This is a genomic window from Corynebacterium sp. J010B-136, from assembly GCF_002967075.1.
Classification (GTDB): domain Bacteria; phylum Actinomycetota; class Actinomycetes; order Mycobacteriales; family Mycobacteriaceae; genus Corynebacterium.
In genome coordinates this window covers 1-17,085 of record NZ_PUGE01000003.1, presented here as the reverse complement: position 1 = coordinate 17,085, position 17,085 = coordinate 1, and the positions used below count along the sequence as shown (strand labels likewise).

The window sequence follows — 17,085 nt, the reverse complement described above, 5'->3', positions numbered from 1 at the left end:
ATCCTCCGCTCGGCCCCACCGTTCTTCAGACGGGACCAGATACGACGCTTTAAGTTGTTGTTTTCTTAATTGGCTACCGGGCGGTAACGCAATGTCTCAAACAGGTTACGAAACAATCACAAAGTTTGTCGAGTTTTGAAGTCCGTGTCTCGCCGTTATCTTCTCGTTATCTTATTGATATCCAAATTTTCCCAAAAGCAATTTCAAATTGAAACAATTTCATTGCCAACACAAAGCCCGAAAAAACCGCGCACTTACTGGGGCAAAGCCAGCGCCAAACAATGTTCTCAACCAAAAGCAAAAATCAAACGTTTGCGGATACGCCATACCAAATCCCAAACGTGGCATTTCTCACAAAGCATAAAACTTTGCCGAAAAATGGGCGCAAACCCCAATAAAAGGTGACGTATGAACAACCTCAGCCGCACCCCAGCACCGCCAGAATTTTGCGCGGCAATCCATCACTCATTAAAACAGACCATTCACTAGCCGCATACTTCTCCCCCCCCCCGTTCCCTATATATAGTTAGAGAAAGTGAACTAGCAAGAGTCCAGATGCAGGTACCCGCGAAGAAGTCTTTGTTTATCCTCTGAGCTTCTCCCAGCTGCCCACACGAACTCATTGGCTTAAAACGCCCCACAACGCCCTACAGCAGCACGTTGAATACTGCTACAGTTCAGACCCTGCCAGAGCTTGGGGAAACCCTCATTACCGCGGAATCAGCCGCCTTTGTATTAGCCACTCAGATTCCGGCGTCCCTGCGAACCCTTCTCCTTATATAGGAGAAGAGTACAAACACATCTGCACCCCAAAAAGGCCAGTCAACGCCCGCAGGGTCCCGCCATACACGCGCAGCGCTAGTGCAACCGGACTCAACGCCGTCGTGGACGCCGACAAGAAACGAGAACGATGGCAAGGACTGCACGCACTTACCTATCGACTTGGGGCGGCTTTAGAGAGGAATCTGGCAGCCACTCGAACTCCATACGCCCTCGCCAGCTCTGCGTCTTCAAACAAACTTCAGCGTGACAAACCTATTCCAGGTGCCACACCCCAGCTCGTGGACCGCCGAGCCTGTCCAAGCGCAGAGGGAATTCCAAGCATCTGCTCAAGATGGTTTGGCAACTAGGAAGCCCGATGAGCAATGACGTATCCATGCTCCCCTTCAGGCCGAAGCCACCGACCATCGGATAAACAATTCGGCACTTGAATCTGCCAATGGCCATAGATATAGCGAAACCCGCTGTGCTACTTCAAAGGAAGTAACTCAGCGGGTTGTGAGCGCTTTGGTTTCTAACCGAAGGGTTAGAGGTTAGTTGAGACCGTTTTCCTCGTCTTCGCGACGGTTAGCCTCGTTCAGGCGACGCAGCATCTCTGCTTCTTCTGCTGCGTTGTCAGCGTGGTGCTCGTGAACGCGGCGCATCAAGTCAGGATCATCTGGGGAGAAGGTGCCCTGTACCTCAGAGTCAGCCAGACCAAGCTGGTTGAGCTGCTTCGGAACGTAGGAACCGGAGTACTCCAGTGGAACCGCGTGGCCGTGCTCATCAACAGGACCCAGTGGCTGGTGAACTTCAATGAACGCACCGTTTGGTAGCTGCTTGATGACACCAGTTTCGATACCGTGCTCCAAGACCTCGCGATCGGAACGCTGCAAACCAACACAGACTGCGTAGGTAATCCAGTAAGCAATCGGAGGAAGAACAACCAGACCGATACGGCCAACCCAGGTCATCGCGTTCAGCGAAATCTGGAAGAAGTGCGCAACGTGGTCGTTACCACCGGACATGGTTACCAACAGGAAGAAGGTAATAGCCATAGCGCCGATAGCGGAACGAACTGGGACGTCACGTGGACGCTGCAACAGGTTGTGGTGAGCGTCGTCGCCGGTCATCTTCTTCTCAATGAATGGGTACGCAATCAAGAGTACAACCATCAGACCACACAGAAGTGCGACCCAGAAAGCAGATGGAATGGTGTAGTTGCCCAAGTAGAGCTCCCACGCTGGCATGACACGAGCAACACCGTCAGTCCAGAGCATGTAGATATCTGGCTGCGAACCTGCAGAAACCTGTGATGGGTTGTATGGACCAAGGTTCCAAATTGCGTTAATGGTCAGCAGACCGGACATCAGTGCAAGAACACCAGCGGTCATCAGACCCATACCGATAGCCTTCGTAGCGAAGACTGGCAGGATTCGGACACCAACAACGTTGTTCTCAGCGCGACCTGGTCCAGGGAACTGGGTGTGCTTCTGGAACCAAACCAGCAGAACGTGAGCTGCAATCAGGCCAAGAATAATGCCCGGCAGAATCAGAACGTGGAGGATGTAGAAGCGGTCAAGCATCAAGTCAGATGGGAAGTCGCCACCGAAAATGCCCCAGTGCAACCAGGTACCGATGATCGGCATACCCAAGATGATGGCGGACATAATACGAAGACCAACGCCAGACAGCAGGTCATCTGGAAGGGAGTAGCCCATGAAGCCCTCGATCATGCCGAGGAGAATCAAGGAGCAACCGATAATCCAGTTTGCTTCACGTGGGCGACGGAACGCACCGGTGAAGAAGATACGCCCCATGTGGGCGACCATAGCCATCATGAACATCAGTGCAGCCCAGTGGTGCATCTGACGGACAAAGAGGCCACCACGAACTTCAAAGGAAATGTCCAGCGCGGTTGCGTATGCGCGAGACATCTCAACGCCATTCAACGGGGTGTACGCACCGTCGTAGATGACCTTGGTGATCGATGGATCGAAGAACAGAGCAAGGTATACACCAGTCAGCAACAGGATAATGAAGCTGTACAGTGCAATTTCACCAAGCATGAATGACCAGTGCGTTGGGAAGACCTTGTTGATCTGGGTTCGCACGACACCTGCGGCTGGAAGCCTGGAGTCGAGGTTATTACCAATATTTCCGAGTTTATTGCTCATTATGACTTACGCTCCCAGAATGCCGGGCCAACTGGCTCGATGAAGTTGCCCTGCGCCACGAGGTAGCCCTCTTCGTCCACGGTAATCGGCAGCTGTGGCAGTGCACGTGCAGCTGGTCCGAAGACTGGCTTACCGTAGTGCAATGCGTCGAACTGCGACTGGTGGCATGGACACAGGATTCGGTTGGTCTGAGCCTCATAAAGCGAGGTTGGGCAACCGATGTGAGTACAAATCTTAGAGTACGCGTAGTAATCGCCGTAGTGGAAGTCTTCTTGACCTTCACGTTCGATTGCCTTCTGCGCATCTTGGTGGCGCAGACGAATCAACATAACGGCGTTGCGGTTACCGTGAATAGAGTGCATGTGGTTCTCGTATACGTCCTTTTGAGGATCGTATAGGTCACCATCGTTGACGTCAGAAGCTGCCAATGGGAAGACAGTCTCCATGCCGCCAGCTGCGAGGTCTTCTGGACGAACACGAACAAGACGGGAAACGCCTTGGGTCGTGTAGTGGCTGCCAGACTCACCTTCGTGGAACTCAGCAATAGTACCGGTGTCACGAGCCAAGTAGAGCTTTACGCCCTTCTCGTGCAAGGTCCAGCCAGAGGTCCACAGGGTGCCGTCACCCATGTAGTTGAGGTCATGACGCTTGCGCCATGGATCCTGGATCATGCCGCCCAACGGAGCAACAACAACCAAACCGAAAAGAACTGCTGCACCACCAAGAAGGCCCTGCATGGTCTTACGACGACCAAGAGTAGAAGTCTTCCAGGAGTCATTAAGCAGTGCGGTCAAGGTACGACGGTCAACCTCATCGGATGGACCATCGTGGCGACGCTGTACCGAAATCTCTTCCGGCATGAGCTTCTTAACAAACTGAACAACCGCGATACCGAGGCCGGTAATCGCAATACCTGCGGTTAGACCGAGCAACGGAGTGTAAAGGTTGTGCCAGATAAGGCCTTCTTCACCAAGGACCTTAAATTCCCATGGCCAGAAGATGTAGATGCCCAAGAATGCCAGTGCACTGATTACGGAAATAACCAACCAAATGTTGATACCACGCGCGGCACGCTTTTCAGCGGGGTCACCAGCAATCGGGAAACGCTCCTTGCGGAACGCAACGGTGACGTCATCCAACTCAGTACCGAGGGTTGCGAGCTCTTCATTGCTCATACCCTTGAGTTCGTCATCGGTGTATTTCTTGTTTACATTGCTCATGAACGCGATCCCATCCACATTGCAGCAGCACACAGAGCGGTGATGCCGATAATCCACATAGCCAGACCTTCAGCTACTGGGCCAAGACCACCAAGGTCCCAACCTGCTGGAGAAGGAGTCTCGCTTGCAGACTTGATATAAGCAATGAGGTCCTTCTTCTCATCAGCAGAAAGCTGACGGTCGGAGAACTTAGGCATGTTTTGTGGGCCAGTCAGCATCGCCTGGTAGATTTCCTGCTCGTTTGCAGGAGCCAGAGGCGGTGCGTACTTACCGGAAGACAGCGCACCGCCTTGTCCGGTGAAGTTGTGGCAAGACGCACAGTTCATGCGGAAGAGTTCGCCACCACGGGCAACGTCTTCAGGCTGAATCCGGCCGTTGTAGTTAGCACCACGAAGCTCTTCCATCGCGATGGAGCCGTCTTCGTTGTACACGATGTCTGGGCCACCACCGTTGGCTGCAACATAAGCTGCCAACGCCAGGGTCTGCTGCTCGGTGTAGCGAGGAGTCTTGCGCTCCGCCTGAGCATCGTTAGACATCATCGGCATACGGCCAGAGTGAACCTGGAAGTAAACCGAACCTGCACCCACGCCAATCAGGGAAGGACCGCGGTCCTCAACACCCTGAAGGTTTGCACCGTGGCAAGTGATACACGCTACGTCGTAGATGTCATTACCCTCTTGGATGAGAGCCTGATCATCACGCTGCGCGGTAGCAACCTGTGCGTCTGGGGTTAACGCGGTTGCTAATACACCTGCGCCAGTTAGTCCGACGGTAAGCGCAAACGCACCAGCGAGGGTGCGCTTAACCTTGCGGTTGCGCCGCGTCTTCTTTGCCTCCGCAGCTGGGGACTTCTGCCCTGGCTGCTCGGGAACTGGAGTGGAATTCGTATCCATCATTTTCCTTATTTATGTTCGTTTCGCGAAAAGTGATTAGCTTTCGGCCGTCACTTAAGTTTTGAAACCCTTGACGGGGCCTACTGAACTAGGTAGATAACGACAAACACGCCAATCCAAATTACGTCCACGAAGTGCCAGTAGTAAGAAACTGCCATAGCGGCGGTTGCTTGTGCTGGCGTGAACTTGGATTTCGCGGTACGCAGCATAATGACCAAGAAGGCCACAATGCCCGCAGACACGTGAATTGCGTGGAAGCCAGTCAAAATGTAGAAGACTGAGCCAAATACGCTGGCCTGGATGGTCACACCGTGGTGGATCATCTCGTACCACTCGTAACCAACAATGAGTACAAAGATGAGACCCAGAACGATGGTTACCGCGTACCAGACGCGAAGCTTATAAACGTCACCCCTTTCAGCTGCGAAGACGCCCAACTGAGATGTAACGGAGGAAAGGATCAAGATCGTGGTGATCAAGAAACCCATCGGCACATTGAGGTGAGCGGTTTGCTCAGCCCAGTCGCCGCCCTGGCCGTTAGCGCGCGATGTGAACCACATCGCGAACAGTCCGGCGAAGAACATCAATTCCTGAGACAGGAACACGATGGTGCCTACGCTGACCATATTGGGTCGGTTCAACGTAGCAACACGTGGTGCTGCCATACCTTGGTTTGAAACTGCGCTCGTCACGCCTACTAGTATGTCTGGTTTTAACCCCCAAGTCATCTCAGACCCCCCGATCTCTTCAAGCGTTTTCTAGCCCAGATTCAGCTTTTATTCAGGAACCTTTGGAACCTTTACAAAACCTCGCTGAAGCCTCTCATCTTCGCACGAAGTTAACTTCGCGTTCATGCAGGTCAATGGTTCATAACTCCAGAACCTAAAATGGGGATTGGTTAGCTCAAAGAATCTGGTACAGCCCTTCCCAAACATTGCAAGCAACTACCGCAGCGTGCCATGTTAGAAAGATCACACCCCAGCCATGCCCCCAATGCCTGGTTTGCAACTTTCGGTTGACCCCCGGCGCAAAATCCCTTTAACGTGCACGTTTACCGAAATCGTGAAGCAAGTTCAGTGTCTGCAATTAAGTTCACCGCCCCCGTGGAATGCCAATTCGTCGGGGTTTTGAAAATTTATTGAACCCGCCGGAACTATTTTGGAAATCATCCGACGCACATCAAAGCCCCCACCTACACAAGGTAGATGGGGGCTTGAGAAGTTTGACGCGAAGTTACGTACTTAGCAAACGATTAGTGCTTTTCCTTTGGCAGGCCGTACTGCAGGGACAGCATGGTTGCAGACCAAGCCAACATAACCAATCCGAGGACAATCATCCACAGGAAGTAGAATGCCAGGCCGTAGCCAAGAATGCCGATTGCACAAGTCATCGCGAATGGCCAAATGGAACCTGGGGAGAAGAAACCGTAGATGCCCGCGGCATCCTCGACTTCTGCCTCTTCCCAGTCCTCTGGAAGTACGTCGGTTCCACGCTCCGTGATGTGCAGGTAACCACCAAGCATCAGACACAGCAACAGAGACATCGTCAACGCCACGATACCGACGTACTCAGCGCCACCCATGGAAGCATCATTGTCCATGTAGGCCGTGCCGAATGCGTACAACAGCAGCGCGATAAAGATATAAGCGCCGATTGAGTAGAAAGTTTTCGCACTAGGTTTCATGTCTAGTTACTCCTTTTACCTTTATGCCTTTGCGCTGGCGTCAACGAAGTTGTCGCCATCGCGGGTGCCCTCACGGGAGCTGTTGAACGGCGAAGTACTGGTTGCGTATGGCTCTTCACCAATGGAAGCCAGTGCCTCAGAGTTAGGAGCATCTGGGTTGTCCATGCGGAACTGCATGTACTCTTCGAATGCTTCTGGACTTACAGTACGAACCTCGAAGTTCATCATTGCGTGGTAAGTACCGCACATTTCCGCACAGCGGCCTACGAAAGCGCCTTCTTCAGTGATTTCGGAAATCTGGAAGCTACGCTCCTGCTGGTTAGCTTCTGGGTGAGCGTAGGTATCGCGCTTGAACAAGAATTCCGGCACCCAGAAGGAGTGGGATACGTCGCCGGAAGCCAAACGGAACTCAATTGGAGTGTTGGTTGGCAGAACCAAGACTGGAACCTCTTCAGTGGAGCCCAAGGTTTCAATCTCGTTGTAGTTCAGGTAAGAAAGGTCACCCATCGAACGGCCGTGGATTGGGTTCGCGTTCTTCATGTCTTCCGGGTCTACTGAAGCAGCTTCCGCTGCCTGGTGACGATCTTCGTCGCGGCCTTCGTATACAGAGCCGGTTGGAGAAATCTCAGCACCCAAGTTGGCGTAACCGAACTTCCAGTTCCACTGGAATGCAGTGACGTCAACGGTAACCTCTGGATCCTTGTCCAGCGCGACAACCTTCTGCTGCGTCTGAACATTGAAGAAGAAGAGAGCCATAATAATAATGACCGGGATAACCGTTAAGGCGAGTTCTAACGGAACGTTGTACTGCAGGGCCTTAGGGAATTCTCCGAAGCCCTTCTTCTTTGCACGCTTTGCAGACCAACGGAAGATCGCCACGAGGAAGAATCCCCACATGATGATACCGATGATCCAGGCAACTACCCAGACCCAGATCCAGTAGTTGTGCATGGCGTGAGCTTCTGGGGTAATACCGTCTGGCCAACCGAAGCCGAGAATGTTACTCATTGCCTGTGGTGGAGCAACTTCACAACCTGCCAAAGCGGCGCCGCCTAGCGCCAAAGCGCCAGCTAGCCCAGCCTTGCGGGTAATGGTGCGCTCTTTACGCTGTCCCACGTGTGTTCTACCTTTCTGTCCACACAAACTTCCCAAATGCGTCTGCTTGCACACAGAGCATTCCTATCCATCGAGGATAGTGCATTCAAGCAGGTTCTTATGCTTTCTCACATACAGCGAAGCGAACATAAGAACTGCCTGAGAGTGGCATTCAAAAAGTATGTTACCGCCCGACCTGCTAAATGGCCCATCAGCACCCCCACCCGGTTTCCATCTACTGTAATTCAATTCACATAGATTCATTTGGGGTATCATCCTAAAGTTTGCACCTTAAAGGGTAAAGCTGTTTTAACCCGCGCCCTGTTGAGTGTTTTGCCCTATTTGGCCGTAAAGTTATTGGGCAAGTAATAGACCGCAATTATTAAGGAGTACTAGTCACCTATGTGTGGACTCTTAAGCATGCTCACCGCAAAGGGCACCGCTGCACAGTTTGTGAATGCAGTTGAAGGAAGCCTGGAATGCATGTACCACCGCGGGCCAGATGCCGCAGGCACGTGGAACGACGATGATGCGGTCTTTGGCTTTAACCGCTTGTCGATTATCGACTTGGAGCACTCCCACCAGCCTCTTCGCTGGGGCCCAGAAGATAATCCTGAGCGCTACGCGATGACCTTCAACGGTGAGATCTACAACTACATTGAGTTGCGCGAAGAGCTCAAGGGCTACGGCTATACCTTCAACACTGAAGGTGACGGGGAACCTATCGTGGTTGGCTACCACCACTGGGGCAAAGATGTTGTGAATCATCTTCGCGGCATGTTCGGCATCGTCATCTGGGATACCGAGAATAAGGTCATGTTCGCAGCCCGTGACCAGTTCGGCATCAAGCCTTTGTACTACGCGACCACCGAGGCGGGCACCGTCTTTGCGTCCGAGATGAAGTCCATCCTTGACATGGCTGACGCTCTGAATCTAGACCTGAGCCTAGACAAGCGCGCTATCGAGCACTATGTCGATCTTCAGTATGTGCCAGAGCCAGAGTCCCTGCACGCCAATATTCAGCGTGTGGAATCGGGTTGCACGGTTACCTTGTCCCCTGGCGGCAAGGTTGTATCCGACCGCTACTTCAAGCCTGAGTTCCGGACTGAGAAAGTCGAAGACGAGCAGAAGCTTTACGACCGCATCGCCGAAGCTTTGGAAGACAGCGTGGCTAAGCACATGCGCGCAGACGTCACCGTCGGCTCTTTCCTCTCTGGCGGTATTGACTCCACTGCTATTGCCGCTTTGGCCAAGCGCCATAACCCAGACTTGTTGACCTTTACTACTGGTTTTGAACGCGAGGGCTACTCCGAGGTAGATGTCGCAGCTGAATCTGCTGCAGCTATCGGTGCTGAGCACATTGTTAAGGTCGTTTCCCCTGAAGAATATGCCGACGCGATTCCGAAGATCATGTGGTACCTGGATAATCCAGTAGCTGACCCATCACTGGTTCCGCTATATTTCGTCGCCGCGGAAGCCCGTAAGCACGTCAAGGTAGTGCTCTCCGGCGAAGGTGCGGACGAACTCTTTGGTGGCTACACCATTTATAAGGAGCCACTTTCCTTGGCTCCTTTTGAGAAGATCCCTTCCCCACTGCGTCAGGGCCTGGGCAAGCTATCCCGAATCTTGCCTGACGGCATGAAGGGCAAGTCCTTGCTGGAGCGTGGCTCCATGACCATGGAACAGCGCTACTACGGCAATGCTCGCTCCTTTAACTATGAGCAACTTAAGCGCGTGATTCCTTGGGCACGTCCAGAGTGGAACCATGAAGAGGTCACCGCGCCCATCTACGCACAGTCTGAGCACATGGATCCAGTCGCTCGCATGCAGCACCTAGATTTGTTTACCTGGATGCGCGGCGACATCCTAGTCAAGGCTGACAAGATGAATATGGCCAACTCTTTGGAACTGCGCGTGCCATTTTTGGATAAGGAAGTATTCAAGGTAGCGGAGACCATCCCGCACGAATACAAGATTGCGCATGGCACCACCAAGTACGCATTGCGCAAGGCTCTCGAGCAGATCGTTCCCCCACATGTTCTCCACCGCAAGAAGTTGGGCTTCCCAGTTCCAATGCGCCACTGGCTCGCTGGTGACGAACTCTTCGGTTGGGCACAAGATACGATTAACCAATCGCAAACTGATGACATCTTCGATCGCGCGGCCGTTCTTGAAATGCTCAAGGAACACCGTGACGGCATCTCTGATCACTCACGCCGTTTGTGGACCGTGCTGTCCTTTATGATCTGGCACGGCATTTTCGTCGAAAAGCGCATCGACCCGAATATCGAGCGCCAAGATTACCCAGTCAAGCTCTAGGTAACGCGCTCCTAGCGTCGCGCGTTAGGTAAATGCGTGTTATCCCGCGTCGCGCGCTACGTAAATGCGTACTACCTAGCGGTGTTCGCTGGGTAGTGACGATAGAGAAAAGCTCAGCGGCCTCCACACTTTGAAGAAAGTAGTGAAGGCCGCTGAGCTTTATTTATTTTTAGGTTGCCTTAGTTAAAGGAGTCACCACAGGCGCAGGAACCGCCAGCGTTAGGGTTATCGATGGTAAAGCCCTGCTGCTCGATGGTGTCTGCAAAGTCAATCTTTGCGCCCATCAGGTAAGGAACGCTCATCTTGTCAACAACCAGGTTAACGCCACCGATGGTCTCAACCTTGTCACCATCCAAGGTGCGGTCATCGAAGTAAAGCTGGTAGCGCAAGCCAGCGCAGCCACCCGGCTGTACCGCGATACGCAAGGAGAGGTCATCGCGACCTTCCTGATCAAGCAAAGACTTTGCCTTAGAAGCAGCAGCCTCGGTCAAAATTACACCAGTTGCAGATGCTGGAGCAGTCATGTTTCTCCCCTAACTTAAACGAGAGTGTCGAATTGTGTGATACATCGTCTGTGACCATCATAGAGAGTCCGGAAAATCCGTACTTTCTATCCAGTCTGATAATCCTCTACCCTACTCTGATTTAAATTTTCGCAAAAGAACGTCGATAAATTTTTACCCGAGTATGGCAATGGCTATATTGCACAACGCTAAAGATACGACAACTATTCCCGGAATAGTCCTGGATTATTCCCCGTATACACCCGAGGCTATTGTCACCTTTGGGGCAAAGCCTTGTAACCTAAGCACTGTGAAGTTACCGTGGCAAAAAGATTCTAAGTCAGATGGCTCCTCCGTTTTTGAGAATAAAAACTCTCAAACCAACGAAGTAGATGCCTCCTCCCTCGAGTCCAGTGAAACCGAAGGCAATCTCCCTAAGGGCTATACCCCTCCAAAGGGACGTCCTACCCCGAAGCGTGATGAGCAGGAAATCGCACGTGGCGTTAAGCGTGATCCGCGTGGAGTCTCCTCGGCGCAAATGGCGCAAAACCGCAAGAAGCTTAAGGCATCCATGTCTAAGGAAGAGTGGAAGCAGTACAAGCAGCAAGAGCGCGAGCAGCGACGCGAGCAAAACCGCGTCACCCAAGAACGTATGGCAGCTGGCGATGAGCGCTACTTGATGCCGCGCGATAAGGGCGAAGTGCGTGCGTTTGTCCGTGACTGGGTAGACTCACGTCGCTTTATCAACGAATGGGCAATGCCGGCAGCATTGGTCATGCTGCTGATCATGTTCTTAGGTACCGTTGCTCCTTCCTTTGCCAATATCTCTTCCATCGTGGCCATGGTCTTCATCGTGGTCTTGTTGGTAGAAGGTATCTACCTGGGACGTTCTTCCAACAAGGCAGTACGCAAGGCCTTCCCAGGCACTACCGAAGCTGGTGTTTCCCTGGGCTTTTACGCGTACTCGCGTGCAACCCAGCCATACAAGTGGCGTACTCCTCGTCCACGCGTGAAGCGCTAAAATTTATCCATGCTTGATTTTCCCGCTGTTCCTGCACCCGATGCACAAGCCCGCGCCGCAGTTGCTACTGCACTACATGCCACGCCGCGGGGGCTGAGCTTAGGGAAATTTGCGGATCCTGCGCTGTGGTTAGCTAGTTGCCAAGCGCAAGTTCCACCACTTGCGCTACAGCGTGTTCGCGTTATTGTTTTTGCCAGTGAAAATGGCATCGCCCAGCGCACTTTCCAAGGACACGGTCTTTCGGCGTATGCCCCTGAAGCCACCGGTGAGCAGGTTGCGGAAGTCGAGGCGAGTATCGGCCCGGTGCATCGACTAGCAATTGCTGCCGATGCCAGCGTCGAATTGCTCAAGACGGATATCACCTCTGGAGCGATTGACGTGGAAAATGGTCTGTCACCTGAGCAGCTACAATCGGCCATGGAACTGGGCATGAACACCGCCGATCGCGAAATCGATGCAGGTACAGACCTGCTTATCCCTGCCGATCTGGCGGTGGCTAATTCCACAGTCGCTGCCGCGGTGATGGGTGTGCTGTCGCGCACCGAACCGGTAGCCATCGTAGGCCCGGGTTCGGGCACTACTGATGCCATGTGGAAGACCAAGGTTGCGGTAATACGCGATGCCATGTTTAGGGCTCGTAATTTTGCCACCAGCCCGCAAGAGCTATTGCAAATCATTGGTAACGCGGATTTAGCTGCCGAGGCCGCATTGATTGCGCAGGCAGCCACGCGACGAACCCCCGTGCTGATTTCGGGCATGTTCACTGCTGTGGCTGCAACGCTGGCAGAGCGCATGGCTCCTGGAACTGCATCTTGGTGCTTTGCCGCCGATGTCACCGCTGAGCCTGCCCATGTCCTAGCGCTGCAAGACTTAGAGCTGACTCCCCTACTTAACCTCGATATGTCTGCAGGTCAGGGCCTCGGTGCACTCGCTGCGTTGCCTTTGATTCGCTCAAGCATCGAGCTGGTTGGCGATGAAGTTGTGAGCGTCTCCAATGCCTTGAACCAGGATTGAATCCAATCGCTTTGATTCAGTGCCGTTCGGCCCTGGTAAAAGTTAGTCCCGTTAGAAGTATTCTTCTAACGGGACTTTCGCTTAAACGTTAAGACTTAAAGTATTTCTACTTCACCAAGGTGTGCAACCAGCCGTGGGTGTCTTCAACCGCGCCGTGCTGGATACCGGTGAGGCGCTCACGCAAAGCCATGGTGATTTCGCCGGCCTCATTGTTGTTGACCTGGAAATCGACGTCATTGCCCAAGACCTTGCCAACAGGGGTAATAACCGCAGCGGTACCAGCGGCGAAGGCTTCGGTCATCGCGCCAGATTCAGCATCGTCGCGCCATTCTTGCGCAGTGATGCGGCGCTCTTCGACTTTCAGGCCCATATCTTCAGCGACCTGCAGCAAAGACTCACGGGTAATACCCGCGAGCAAAGAACCTGACAGGGCTGGGGTGACAACGGTGGCATCATCGCCGGAGCCGTAAACGAAGAACAGGTTCATGCCGCCCATTTCCTCGATGTACTTGCGCTCAATACCATCGAGCCAGACAACCTGGTCGCAGCCCTTTTCTTCCGCTTGGGCCTGCGCCAGTAAGGAACCTGCGTAGTTGCCAGCAAATTTCGCGGCGCCAGTGCCACCTGGTGCTGCGCGAACGTAGTCAGTCGACAGCCACACCGAAACCGGCTTGATGCCGCCCTTGAAGTAAGCGCCAGCAGGCGAGGCGATAACAAAGTAACGGTAGGTATTCGCTGGAGCAACGCCCAAGGAAACCTCAGTCGAGATCATAAATGGACGCAGGTACAACGCTGCTTCCCCACCGGCCGCAGGAACCCAGGCCTGGTCAATCTCGACGAGCTGGTGAAGGGACTCCACGAAGTCATCGACAGGCAACTGCGGCATCGCCAGACGCTCTGCCGAGCGCATCAGGCGCTCACCGTTGCGCTCTGGGCGGAAGGTGGCAACGGAACCATCTGCCTGACGGTAAGCCTTGATGCCTTCGAAAATCGCCTGTCCGTAATGCAACACGGTGGTTGCTGGGTCCATCGGAAGGGCTTCATAAGGGCGCACCTGCGCATCATGCCAGCCCTTCTCCTCGTTCCAATCGATGGTGACCATGTGATCGGTGAAGTGCTGGCCAAAACCAGGATTGGCCAAAATTTCGGCCAAACGTTCTTCCGAAGTGGGATTAGGGGACGGATTTACGGAATATGTAAGCGAAGTCATGGCCTCTAACATACTCCTTTGCATTCTTGGTTAAGCTTGGAGGTTAGATAATTTTCTAAAATCCCTTCAAGGAGGACATACACGTGACTGTCGTGGCATCAGCTTTGCCCACCGTAAAGCTAGAGAAGAAGACTCCATCCAAGGCGAATATCCTGGTTATCGCCGCTTTCCAAGGCGAAGAGGGCCTGGAGCTACCAGGAACTGCATTGCTGGGAAGCTCTGAGCTCAAAGCAACCTTGCAGGCTCTTTCTTCCGTAGGCGCAAAGGGCAAGCCGGGTGAAATCACGCGTATCCCAGCGCCTAAGGGTGTTAACGCGGAGTCGGTTGTCGCGGTTGGTTTGGGTAACCCAGAAAAGCTTGACGATGAAGCCCTGCGCCGCGCCGCCGGTAGCGTTGCGCGTGCTTTGGTTGGCCAAAAGCATGTTGCCACCACGATTTCAGACTTTGGTCTTGCAGCCGCAGTTGAAGGTCTAATCTTGGGCGGCTACTCCACCCGTGGAATTCGCTCGACTGAGGCAGATGCCGATGAGGCACCAGTGAAGATCACCGTGGTCTCTAAAGAAGACAAAGAAGTCTTCGAGGCCGCTGTTATCGGCGCGGAAGCAGTCGCTTTTGCCCGCACCTTAACCAATACCCCATCGAATGAGCTCTACCCTGCGTCTTATGCAAAGTACCTCAAGGAGCAAGGGACCAAGGCAGGCCTAGAGGTTGAGGTCTTAGACGAAAAGGAACTAAAGAAGCAGGGCTTCGGCGGCATCTTGTCCGTTGGTCAGGGCTCTGCACGTGCACCTCGCCTGGTGCGTTTGAGCTGGAGTCCAAAGAAGGCCAAGAAGTCAGTCGCTTTGGTGGGCAAGGGAATTACCTTTGATACCGGTGGTATTTCCATTAAGCCAGGTGCTGGCATGTGGGACATGATTTCGGATATGGGTGGTTCCGCTGCCGTCGCGGGTGCAACGATTGCCGCTGCGAAGCTGGAGATCCCGGTTAAGGTCACCGCTTTCCTGCCGTTGGCAGAGAATATGCCTTCGGGCGATGCAACGCGCCCTGGCGATGTCATCACTCACTACGGCGGCTTGACCTCAGAAGTTCTTAACACCGATGCCGAGGGACGCTTGGTGCTTGCCGATGCCATCGCGCGTGCCTGCGAAGACAACCCGGATTACTTGATTGAAACCGCAACTTTGACCGGCGCGCAGATGGTGGCTTTAGGCTCCCGCACCGCTGGTGTCATGGGCTCTGAGGACTTCCGCGACCGCGTCGCTGAGATTGGCCGCGCAGTTGGTGAGAATGCTTGGGCTGTGCCGCTGCTTGAAGAACACGATGAGGAAATCAAGTCTAAGGCTGCTGATATCCGCAATATCAACGCCAAACGTGAAGGCGGCATGCAATTCGCCGGTACCTACCTGTCACAGTTCGTCACCGATGATGTGCAGTGGGCACACATTGACGTAGCTGGCCCATCCTGGAATGGCGGCGCTGCTCGTGGCTACACCACTCCGCGCGCAACCGGTGTTCCTGCGCGCACTATCATCGCGGCACTGCAAGATATCGCTGCGGAAAAAGATAGCTAAGACGACTACAACGTTGTCCTAGCGAGACCCCCGTAAAAATGTCCGTGCCACGTCTTGTGTGGCACGGACATTTTTACGAGCCCTCGTTTTCTTGGGCCTCTTGCGCTTTGCGGCGCGCTTCCCGCGCTTCGAAGTCCTTACGGCGTTGGCGTTGTTCTTCGCGCCTGCGCAAAATCCGCTCCCGCTCTAAGCGCTCGCGCATCCGTTGCGGATAGCCAGTTTCTTCAACATCATAGACGGGACAGCCTAAAAGCTTAGCTACGGCATCAATGCCTTTGGGCCCACCGATGGGACGGCGAATGAATTGTCCCGATTCGTCGACCAGCACAACCGACATTTCGTTGACCACCGTTTCTGGTTCCACGAAGGCTTCGACAAATGCTCGGCCCGCAGCCCACGCGCGAAGCTCCTGGGCATCGTGCTGACGAATAGTATCGCCGGGGGCACGTGGCGGCTTCAAGGTCGACTTCGACCTATTTCTGCGAAAAGGGTTAAACACAATCGTCCATTCTAGTCATTGCGTCTTCTCGCTGCTGCCATATGTCGCGAGCCCTGTGTGCGACTAGCTACCCCCAAGAAACAGACGATGTATCAAACTTTTGTATGCCCAAAGAAATTCACCATTGCAAACATTTAAAATCAAAACGGCATACAATAAGCTGTTGAAAGCAACCCATATCCGTTTACGCGGGGTTAAAATCGGGGCTAGCCGGAACCCTCCTCAAAGGTTTAAGGGGACTCCTGCGGGCAACGTAATAGCCTACGCGGTAGTCTGGGCTAAAAGCTTCCATAAATTCTTACAATGTTCAAGGAGTCTTATTACTCATGGCGTACTCCGTTGAGATGCCCGAGCTGGGCGAGTCCGTAACAGAGGGCACTATTACCCAGTGGCTGAAGTCCGTCGGCGACACCGTCGAAGCAGACGAACCGTTGCTCGAGGTTTCCACCGACAAGGTTGATACTGAGATTCCTTCTCCAGTATCCGGTACCTTGCTGGAAATTAAGGCAGAAGAAGACGACACCATTGACGTCGGCGCTGTCATCGCAATCATTGGTGAGGAGGGTGAGTCCACCGGTTCTTCCGACACTCCTGCGAAGGAGGAAGCTCCAGCTGAAGAGCCGGCTGCAGAAGAGGAAGAGTCCGCTTCTGAGGAGTCTGCACCAGCTGCATCTGGCGACGCTACCGATGTGGAGATGCCAGAACTCGGTGAGTCTGTCACTGAAGGCACCATCACCCAGTGGCTGAAGTCCGTCGGCGACACCGTCGAAGTAGATGAGCCACTGCTTGAGGTCTCCACCGACAAGGTCGATACCGAGATCCCATCCCCAGTCGCAGGCACCCTGGTAGAAATCCTCGCTGACGAAGATGACACCATCGACGTCGGAGCAGTCATCGCACGCATCGGCGACGGCAACGCCAAGCCAGCTGCTTCCGAAAAGAAGGAAGAGCCAAAGGCTGAACCTAAGGAAGAAGCACCAGCTAAGAAAGAGCCAGCTGCAGAAGAGGAAGAGTCCGCTTCTGAGGAGTCTGCACCAGCAGCTTCTGGCGACGCTACCGATGTGGAGATGCCAGAACTCGGTGAGTCTGTCACTGAAGGCACCATCACCCAGTGGCTGAA

Annotated in this window: 14 protein-coding genes; 5 read left to right on the top strand and 9 right to left on the bottom strand. The window is 53.6% G+C overall.

Annotation, left to right across the window (positions count from 1 at the left end; all coding sequences use genetic code 11):
• Positions 1-1,313 precede the first annotated feature (1,313 nt).
• The 6 genes from C5Y44_RS05825 to C5Y44_RS05800 form a co-directional block, all read right to left on the bottom strand.
• On the bottom strand, positions 1,314-2,936 hold the full coding sequence (locus C5Y44_RS05825) for a cytochrome bc complex cytochrome b subunit (protein WP_105324102.1): 1,623 nt from the start codon (positions 2,934-2,936) through the stop codon (positions 1,314-1,316).
• Positions 2,936-4,156 carry a ubiquinol-cytochrome c reductase iron-sulfur subunit gene (locus C5Y44_RS05820; RefSeq protein WP_105324101.1) on the bottom strand — a complete coding sequence of 407 codons (1,221 nt, stop codon included), beginning with the start codon at positions 4,154-4,156 and terminating at the stop codon, positions 2,936-2,938. The genes C5Y44_RS05825 and C5Y44_RS05820 overlap by 1 nt, the downstream gene beginning before the upstream one ends.
• Positions 4,153-5,052, bottom strand: a complete 900-nt coding sequence (locus C5Y44_RS05815; RefSeq protein ID WP_369831073.1) for a c-type cytochrome — start codon at positions 5,050-5,052, stop codon at positions 4,153-4,155. The genes C5Y44_RS05820 and C5Y44_RS05815 overlap by 4 nt, the downstream gene beginning before the upstream one ends.
• 77 nt (positions 5,053-5,129) lie before the next feature.
• A complete protein-coding gene (locus tag C5Y44_RS05810; RefSeq protein WP_191373472.1) occupies positions 5,130-5,714 on the bottom strand; it encodes a heme-copper oxidase subunit III in 585 nt (194 codons plus the stop codon).
• A 587-nt stretch (positions 5,715-6,301) separates the two neighbouring features.
• Positions 6,302-6,733, bottom strand: coding sequence for a cytochrome c oxidase subunit 4 (locus tag C5Y44_RS05805; protein WP_066793113.1), 432 nt, complete (start codon positions 6,731-6,733; stop codon positions 6,302-6,304).
• Positions 6,734-6,754: 21 nt separating this feature from the next.
• The gene (locus C5Y44_RS05800; protein WP_105324099.1) at positions 6,755-7,849 is read right to left on the bottom strand and encodes a cytochrome c oxidase subunit II; all 1,095 of its coding nucleotides are present in this window, start codon (positions 7,847-7,849) and stop codon (positions 6,755-6,757) included.
• Between the two features lie 381 nt (positions 7,850-8,230).
• Between C5Y44_RS05800 and asnB the strand changes: the two genes are divergently transcribed.
• Positions 8,231-10,147 (top strand): asparagine synthase (glutamine-hydrolyzing), encoded by a 1,917-nt coding sequence (gene asnB / locus C5Y44_RS05795; protein ID WP_105324098.1) that lies wholly within the window; start codon positions 8,231-8,233, stop codon positions 10,145-10,147.
• A 179-nt stretch (positions 10,148-10,326) separates the two neighbouring features.
• On the opposite strand, the gene C5Y44_RS05790 is transcribed toward asnB, so the two are convergent.
• On the bottom strand, positions 10,327-10,671 hold the full coding sequence (locus tag C5Y44_RS05790; RefSeq protein ID WP_066793105.1) for an iron-sulfur cluster assembly accessory protein: 345 nt from the start codon (positions 10,669-10,671) through the stop codon (positions 10,327-10,329).
• 289 nt (positions 10,672-10,960) lie between these two features.
• Here C5Y44_RS05790 and C5Y44_RS05785 point away from each other — a divergent pair, with 289 nt between their 5' ends.
• Positions 10,961-11,671, top strand: coding sequence for a DUF3043 domain-containing protein (locus C5Y44_RS05785; RefSeq protein WP_105324097.1), 711 nt, complete (start codon positions 10,961-10,963; stop codon positions 11,669-11,671).
• Positions 11,672-11,680: 9 nt separating this feature from the next.
• The gene (locus C5Y44_RS05780) at positions 11,681-12,685 is read left to right on the top strand and encodes a nicotinate-nucleotide--dimethylbenzimidazole phosphoribosyltransferase (protein WP_105324096.1); all 1,005 of its coding nucleotides are present in this window, start codon (positions 11,681-11,683) and stop codon (positions 12,683-12,685) included.
• Positions 12,686-12,791: 106 nt separating this feature from the next.
• On the opposite strand, the gene C5Y44_RS05775 is transcribed toward C5Y44_RS05780, so the two are convergent.
• The gene (locus tag C5Y44_RS05775) at positions 12,792-13,895 is read right to left on the bottom strand and encodes a branched-chain amino acid aminotransferase (RefSeq protein ID WP_105324339.1); all 1,104 of its coding nucleotides are present in this window, start codon (positions 13,893-13,895) and stop codon (positions 12,792-12,794) included.
• An 83-nt stretch (positions 13,896-13,978) separates the two neighbouring features.
• Here C5Y44_RS05775 and C5Y44_RS05770 point away from each other — a divergent pair, with 83 nt between their 5' ends.
• Entirely contained in the window at positions 13,979-15,466 is a 1,488-nt protein-coding gene (locus tag C5Y44_RS05770) for a leucyl aminopeptidase (protein ID WP_105324095.1), read from the top strand.
• A 73-nt stretch (positions 15,467-15,539) separates the two neighbouring features.
• Here C5Y44_RS05770 and C5Y44_RS05765 read toward each other — a convergent pair whose 3' ends face one another.
• Positions 15,540-15,965, bottom strand: coding sequence for an oxidoreductase (locus C5Y44_RS05765; RefSeq protein ID WP_105324094.1), 426 nt, complete (start codon positions 15,963-15,965; stop codon positions 15,540-15,542).
• Positions 15,966-16,291: 326 nt separating this feature from the next.
• Between C5Y44_RS05765 and C5Y44_RS05760 the strand changes: the two genes are divergently transcribed.
• A partial coding sequence (locus C5Y44_RS05760; protein WP_304481682.1) for a biotin/lipoyl-containing protein occupies positions 16,292-17,085 on the top strand: 794 nt, incomplete at its 3' end.